Source organism: Ideonella sp. P3_A4, assembly GCF_056403075.1.
Map to the genome: position 1 here is coordinate 1 of NZ_JBFUGE010000301.1, position 7,406 is coordinate 7,406.

7 protein-coding genes are annotated in these 7,406 nt (G+C 64.1%); all 7 read left to right on the forward strand.

Features of this window, described 5'->3' with window-relative positions; genetic code table 11:
* The coding region (locus tag AC1DYI_RS22010) for a Do family serine endopeptidase (RefSeq protein ID WP_477206269.1) at window positions 1–1,364 on the forward strand (1,364 nt) is incomplete at its 5' end.
* A gap of 560 nt (window positions 1,365–1,924) precedes the next feature.
* Window positions 1,925–3,733 (forward strand): translation elongation factor 4, encoded by a 1,809-nt coding sequence (lepA, locus tag AC1DYI_RS22015; RefSeq protein WP_477206270.1) that lies wholly within the window; start codon window positions 1,925–1,927, stop codon window positions 3,731–3,733.
* Window positions 3,734–3,767: 34 nt separating this feature from the next.
* The gene (gene lepB / locus AC1DYI_RS22020; protein ID WP_477206271.1) at window positions 3,768–4,733 is read left to right on the forward strand and encodes a signal peptidase I; all 966 of its coding nucleotides are present in this window, start codon (window positions 3,768–3,770) and stop codon (window positions 4,731–4,733) included.
* Complete coding sequence (locus AC1DYI_RS22025) at window positions 4,720–5,139, forward strand: DUF4845 domain-containing protein (protein WP_477206272.1); 420 nt, start codon at window positions 4,720–4,722, stop codon at window positions 5,137–5,139. The genes lepB and AC1DYI_RS22025 overlap by 14 nt, the downstream gene beginning before the upstream one ends.
* A gap of 40 nt (window positions 5,140–5,179) precedes the next feature.
* Complete coding sequence (gene rnc / locus AC1DYI_RS22030; protein WP_477206273.1) at window positions 5,180–5,872, forward strand: ribonuclease III; 693 nt, start codon at window positions 5,180–5,182, stop codon at window positions 5,870–5,872.
* Between the two features lie 49 nt (window positions 5,873–5,921).
* Window positions 5,922–6,869, forward strand: a complete 948-nt coding sequence (era, locus tag AC1DYI_RS22035; RefSeq protein ID WP_477206275.1) for a GTPase Era — start codon at window positions 5,922–5,924, stop codon at window positions 6,867–6,869.
* 12 nt (window positions 6,870–6,881) lie between these two features.
* Window positions 6,882–7,406, forward strand: a 525-nt coding sequence (recO, locus tag AC1DYI_RS22040; protein ID WP_477206274.1) for a DNA repair protein RecO, incomplete at its 3' end; no start/stop codon positions are given.

A 7,406-nucleotide genomic window follows, 5' to 3' on the forward strand; every position in this document is an offset into this window, starting at 1 on the left:
AGCCACAGCTGCGCGCGATGCCCGATTTCGCGGACCTGGCCGAGATGGTCGGTCCGTCGGTCGTCAACATCCGCACGACCGAGAAGGCCAAGAACGTCGGACGGGGTGGGGGTCAGGTGGATCCCAACCTCGAAGAGTTCTTCCGCCGCTTCGGCATCCCGATGCCGAACAACCGGAACCCGCGTGGCAACAACGACGACGATGACGACGTCCCGCAGCGGCGCGGTGTCGGCTCAGGCTTCATCCTCAGCGCCGACGGCTTCGTGATGACCAATGCGCACGTGGTGGACGGCGCCGACGAGTTGATCGTCACGCTGACCGACAAGCGCGAGTTCAAGGCCAAGGTGATCGGTGCCGACACCCGCACCGACGTGGCGGTCGTGAAGATCGACGCGACCGGCCTGCCGGCCGTCAAGATCGGCGACGTCAACAAGCTGCGTGTCGGCGAATGGGTGATGGCGATCGGCTCGCCGTTCAACCTGGAGAACACGGTGACCGCCGGCATCGTCAGCGCGAAGCAGCGTGACACCGGCGACTACGTGCCGCTGCTGCAGACCGATGTGGCTGTGAACCCCGGCAATTCGGGTGGTCCACTGCTGAACCTGCGTGGCGAGGTGGTCGGCATCAACTCGCAGATCTACAGCCCGTCGGGGGCTTATGCGGGCATCTCGTTCGCGATTCCCATCGACGAGGCCATTCGCGTGGCAGATCAGCTGCGTGCCGGCGGCCGCGTGGTCCGTGGTCGCATTGGTGTGCGCATCGGGCCGGTCACCAAGGAAGTGGCCGAATCGATTGGCCTGGGCAAGGCGATCGGCGCGATGGTGCAGGGCGTCGAACCGGGCACGCCGGCCGAAAAGGCAGGCATCGAAGCCGGCGACATCCTAGTCAAGGTGGATGGCCGTCAGGTTGAGAAGTCGGTCGATCTGCAGCGCATGATCGGCAGCATCAAGCCGGGCACCAAGGCCACGCTGCAGATCTTCCGTCGCGGCAGCTACAAGGACGTCTCGCTGACCGTGGCTGAACTCGAAGCCGACGGCGCCAAGCCGCGCGCGCCGACGCCTGCCGAGTCGCAGTCTTCATCGGCGGCCAAGGCTCACCTGGGCTTGACCGTTATCGAGTTGACTGACGCGCAGAAGAAGGAACTGAAGGTGCGCGGTGGCRTGCGGGTTGAGACCGCCGACGGTGCGGCGGCCCGCGCAGGCATTCGCGAGGGCGACGTGATCCTGTCGATCGACAACACCGAGCTGTTGGATGTCAAACAGTTCGGCACCGTGGTCGCCAAACTCGACAAGAACAAGCCGGTCACGCTGCTGGTCCGGCGCGGCGAGTGGGTCAACTACATCGTGATCCGCCCGGCACGCTGAGGCCTTCCAAGAGCCTGAAAGAGACCCGCTGCCCGACTGGGATGGCGGGTCTTTTCACGTGGTGGGAGTGTACGAAAACGGTGGAATTGGCACGCCGATTGCATTGCGTCGCGCCGCGACGACGCTAAAGTTTGTGTGCGCTCACAAACATCTCTGGATGACGCAGGATTGACGCTGCGAACAGATACAATGCGGCCTGCAGCGCCATGGTTTAGTGAGCGCTTTGGCGTGTTCAGGGGACGCCAAAACTGTCCCCAGGGTATACACACGGCGCTGTTGATAAACTGTGGATAGATTTTGCTGTTGGCACCCTGCAACGGGCGCCAACCCAATAAATACGCGGCTTGCAGCGGGGGGCTTTTGGCTACAATGAAAGCCCAACAAGCAGTTGCCATACGTTTTGTTGGAAGGCGCGTCTCCACTTTGGACGTGCCTTTTTTTTAGCCTCTTCGAACACTTCGATACGGGCCGTCGGCCCTTCACATCGCGGCGCGATGTGAGCTCGCGCTGAAACGGCCGCGCCGTTTTGTCTCCTGCACGAGCGACGTTCTCCAAGTCTCATGGACCACATCCGCAACTTCTCCATCATTGCCCACATCGACCACGGCAAGAGCACGCTGGCCGATCGGATCATTCAGCGTTGCGGTGGCTTGAGTGATCGCGAGATGGAGGCTCAAGTGCTCGACTCGATGGACATCGAGCGCGAGCGCGGCATCACGATCAAGGCACAGACCGCAGCGCTGCAGTACACCGCGCAGAACGGCCAGGTCTACAACCTGAACCTGATCGACACGCCGGGGCACGTCGACTTCTCTTATGAAGTCAGCCGCTCGCTGTCAGCTTGCGAAGGTGCGCTGCTGGTCGTTGATGCCAGCCAGGGCGTCGAAGCGCAGACGGTGGCCAACTGCTACACCGCGATCGAGCTCGGCGTCGAGGTGGTGCCGGTGCTCAACAAGATGGATCTGCCGCAGGCCGACCCTGAGCGCGCCAAGGAAGAGATCGAGGACGTGATCGGCATCGATGCCACGCACGCCATCCCCTGCTCGGCCAAGACGGGGCTGGGCATCGACGACATCCTCGAAGCCGTGATCGCCCGCATGCCGGCACCGCGCGGCAACCCGGACGGCCCGCCACGCGCGATGATCATCGACAGCTGGTTCGACAACTATGTTGGCGTCGTGATGCTGGTGCGGGTGGTCGACGGCGAGCTGCGCAAGGCTGACCGCATCCGCATGATGGCCACCAACACGGTCTACCCGATCGAGCACTTGGGCGTGTTCACGCCCAAGAGCGAGAACCGTGAGCAACTGCGGGCCGGGGAGGTGGGTTTCATCATCGCCGGCATCAAGGAGCTGCAGGCCGCCAAGGTCGGTGACACRCTGACGCTGGAAAAGAAGCTGCCGAACAACGCCGGCCCGGCGACCGAAGCGCTGCCCGGCTTCAAGGAGATCCAGCCGCAGGTCTTTGCCGGCCTGTACCCGACGGAAGCCAGCGAGTACGACTCGCTGCGCGATGCGCTGGAGAAGCTCAAGCTCAACGACAGTTCGCTGCGCTACGAGCCTGAAGTCAGCCAGGCGTTGGGCTTCGGCTTTCGCTGTGGTTTCCTCGGCTTGCTGCACATGGAGATCGTGCAGGAGCGGCTGGAACGTGAGTTCGACCAGGACCTGATCACGACGGCTCCTAGTGTGGTCTACGAGGTCGAGTTGGGCGACGGCGAGGTGATCGAGGTCGAGAACCCGGCCAAGATGCCGGACCCGGGCCGCATCCGCGAAATCCGCGAGCCGATCGTCAGGGTGCACCTGTACATGCCGCAGGACTATGTCGGCGCCGTCATGACGCTGGCCAACCAGAAGCGCGGCCAGCAGCTGAACATGGCCTACCACGGCCGCCAGGTCATGCTGACCTACGACATGCCGCTGGCCGAGATCGTGCTGGACTTCTTCGACAAGCTGAAGAGCGTGTCGCGCGGCTATGCGTCGATGGACTACGAGTTCAAGGAATACCGCGCGGCCGATGTCGTGAAGGTCGACCTGCTGATCAACGGCGACCGGGTCGATGCGTTGTCGATCATCGTGCACCGGGTGCAAAGCCAGTACCGCGGCCGTGCCGTGGCGGCCAAGATGCGCGAGCAGATCCCGCGCCAGATGTACGACGTGGCGATCCAGGCGGCCATCGGCGCCAACATCATCGCGCGCGAGAACATCAAGGCGCTTCGCAAGAACGTCCTGGCAAAATGCTACGGCGGCGACATCACCCGCAAGAAGAAGCTGCTCGAGAAGCAGAAGGCCGGCAAGAAGCGCATGAAGCAGATCGGTACCGTCGAGGTGCCGCAGGAGGCCTTCCTGGCCATTCTGCAAGTCGACGACTGACGACAAGAATCAACCACACGCCAAGCATCCATCCATGAGCTACCTCACCGCCGCGTTGTACGGCGCCCTGATCGTTTACCTTGGCGGCTGGTACATGGACAAATGGGTGGGCAACTTCTCGCTGCTGCTGTTCATCCTGTCGGTCGTGACCTTCTTCTACTGGCTGGCCGAGCGCTTCCACTTCCGCCCCAAACGCGAAGCCGCCGCGCAGAACCTGGAAAAGCAGGACGCCGCGCGCCGTGCCGAGCTGGCCAGCAAAGGCATCAAGCAGGTCGATGGGAACGTTGACGAAGCCCGTGGCCGGCTGCTGATGCAGCCCTGGTGGCTGGATTGGACGGCTGGCCTGTTCCCGGTGATCATCGTCGTCTTCCTGCTGCGCTCGTTCCTGTTCGAGCCGTTCAAGATCCCGTCCGGCTCGATGATCCCGACGCTGGAAGTCGGCGACCTGATCCTGGTCAACAAGTATCACTACGGCATCCGCCTGCCGGTGATCAACACCAAGATCATCCCGAACCACACGCCGGCACGCGGCGACGTGGTCGTGTTCCACTACCCGGTCGATCCGCGTATCGACTACATCAAGCGGGTGGTTGGCCTGCCGGGCGACGAGATCAGCTACGGCAACCATGAGCTGAAGATCAACGGCCAGGTGGTCGCCAACACGCCCCAAGGCGACGGTTACGACGACGAGCGCATGCGCTACATGAACCTGCTGCGCGAGAAGCTGGGTGACATGGAACACCGCATCCAGCACGAAAAAGGCCCGGGCCAGCCGTTCGGTCCGATCACCGTCTTCCCGCACCGCGAAGCCTGCAGCTACAGCGCCGAAGGCGTGACCTGCAAGGTGCCCGCTGGCCACTACTTCGTGATGGGCGACAACCGTGACAATTCCCAGGATTCGCGTTATTGGGGCTTTGTGCCCGACGAGAATCTGGTCGGCCGGGCCTTCTTCATCTGGATGAATTTCGGTAACCTCGGACGGTTCGGTGCCTTCCATTGAACCGGCCTATCAAAGCGGAGTACCTCGCGCCATGAGTCCCACTTTTGCTCGCCGCCAGCTTGGCTTGAGCCTGTTCGGCATGCTGTTCTGGGCCGTCGTCATCGGAGGTGGCGCCCTGGTGCTGATGAAGGTCTACCCGTCGGTGCAGAAGTACCTGACGACGCGTGGGACCGTGGACCGGGTGATGCGCAGCGAACCGCGGCCGAACACGGTACCGGCCATCCGCTCGGCCTTCAATCGCCAGCGTGACATCGAATACACCAATGACATGATCAAGGGCGAGGACCTTGAGATCGAAGCTGCTGGAGATGGCTTTCGCGTGGGCTTTGCCTACGATGACGAAGTCGAACTCATAGCCCCGGTTTTCCTGCTGATCAAGTACCGGTACACCGCGCCTGCCCGGTGAACCTCACGGCCTCTCCACTGTGGCCGTCACCCCCTTGCCGATGGACACCCGACACGACGCGCTGCAGCAGCGCTTGGACCACCGCTTCCGCCGCCCGGACCTGCTGCTGCGCGCGCTGACCCACCGCAGCTTCGGCGCTGAGCACAACGAGCGGCTCGAGTTCCTGGGCGATGCGGTGCTGAACCTGGCCGTCTCGCGCCTGTTGTTCGACCGCTTCGGCGGCTCCGACGAAGGCGACATGACGCGGGTGCGGGCGCACTTGGTGCGCGAAGACTCACTGCACAAGCTGGCGCTGGCCTTGCGTTTGCCTGAGGTGCTGCGCCTGTCCGAGGGAGAAGCCCGCGGTGGCGGAGCGCAGCGTGCATCGATCCTGGCCGACGCGATGGAGGCTGTGATCGGTGCCGTCTACATCGACGGCGGCGACGAGGCTGCGCACGCGCTGGTCACGCGGCTGTTCGGCGAAATCATCGCCAGCACCAGTGTTGACAGCTGGCGCAAGGACGCGAAGACCGAGCTGCAGGAGTGGCTGCAGGCACGTCGCCACGCGGTGCCGGCCTACCGCATCGTCGCCACCCGTGGTCAAGCCCACGCGCAGACCTTCGAGGTCGAGGCCAGCGTGCCGGCGCTGGAACGCAGTGCCCGCGGCGAGGGCAAGTCTCGTCGTGCCGCCGAGCAAGAGGCCGCGCAGGCCTTGCTCGACCAATTGCTGCGCGCCGAAGGCGGCCGCGGCTGACACCCAGGCCCGAAGCCGGCTGCGCGCCGGCCGCAGCCGCAGCACAATCATCCCTGTGGAACCCACCGCCCCCCCGTCTTCTGATGCCGGCGCCGCTGCCGGCCCGTCACAACGCTGCGGCCTGATCGCCATCGTCGGCCGGCCCAACGTCGGCAAGTCGACGCTGATGAACGCCCTGGTCGGCCAGAAGATCAGCATCACCTCGAACAAGGCGCAGACCACGCGCCACCGCATCACCGGGGTGCGTACGGTTGACGAAGCGCAGTTCATCTTCGTCGACACGCCCGGCTTCCAGACCCGTCACGCCGCTGCGCTGAACCGTTCGCTGAACCGCGCAGTCGTTGGCACGCTCTCCGATGTCGACCTGGTGCTGTTCCTGGTCGAGGCCGGTCGCTTCGGCATCGACGACGCCAAGGTGCTGAGCCTGTTGCAGGGCGAAGGCCTGAAGCACAAGCCGGTCGTGCTGGTGGCCAACAAGCTCGATGCGGTGAACCGCCGCTCTGACCTGTTGCCGTGGCTGAAGACCATGCAGGACCGGCATACCTTCGCTGAGTACGTACCAATGTCGGCCCACAAGATGGCCGATGTCGATCGCCTGTTCGGCATCTTGAAGCCCTACCTGCCCGAGCAGCTCTGGTACTACGACCAGGAGATGCTGACCGACCGCAGCGAGAAGTTCCTCGCCAGCGAAATCATCCGCGAGAAACTCTTCCGCCTGACAGGCGACGAGCTGCCCTACACCTCAACTGTTGTGATCGACAAGTGGGAAGAAGAGGGCAACCTGCGCCGCATTGCCGCGTCCATCGTCGTCGAGCGCGATGCCCACAAGGGCATGATCATCGGCGACAAGGGCGAGCGGCTGAAACGCATCGGCAGCGAGGCGCGGCAAGAGCTGGAGCGCCTGATGGAAGCCAAGGTCTTCCTCGAGCTGTGGGTCAAGGTGCGCTCAGGCTGGGCCGACAGCGAAGAGCACCTGCGCACCTACGGCTACGAGTAAGGCGCCGCTCGCGTGGCCCGTGCCGCTTCGGCCAGCGCAGCCTATGTGCTGCACCGCTACGACTGGAGCGAGACCAGCCTGATCCTGGACCTGTTCACGCGCGACCAGGGCCGGCTCACCGTGGTGGCCAAGGGCGCCAAGCGGCCCTATTCACAGCTGCGCCCAGCGCTGTTGCCCTTCCAGCGCCTGCATGTGTCGGTCAGCCGCCCATCGCGTGACGAGACGGTCGACATCGTGACACTACGCAGCGCCGAGTGGGCCGGTGGCGGCCCGATGTTGGGTGGCGCAGCGCTGTTCTCGGGCTTCTACCTGAACGAGCTGTTGATGAAGCTGCTCGCTCGCAACGACCCGCACGCGCTGCTGTTCGACGCCTACGCCGCAACGATGCCAGCGCTGGCCGCAGCCGACGACACGCTGACGCCGGCCGCGCTGCGGGCTTTCGAGCTGGTGCTGCTGCGCGAGATCGGCCTGTTGCCGCAGCTGGACCAGTACACCGCCACGCTGCGGCCGGTGGGCGCGCGCGACGCATGCTTGCTG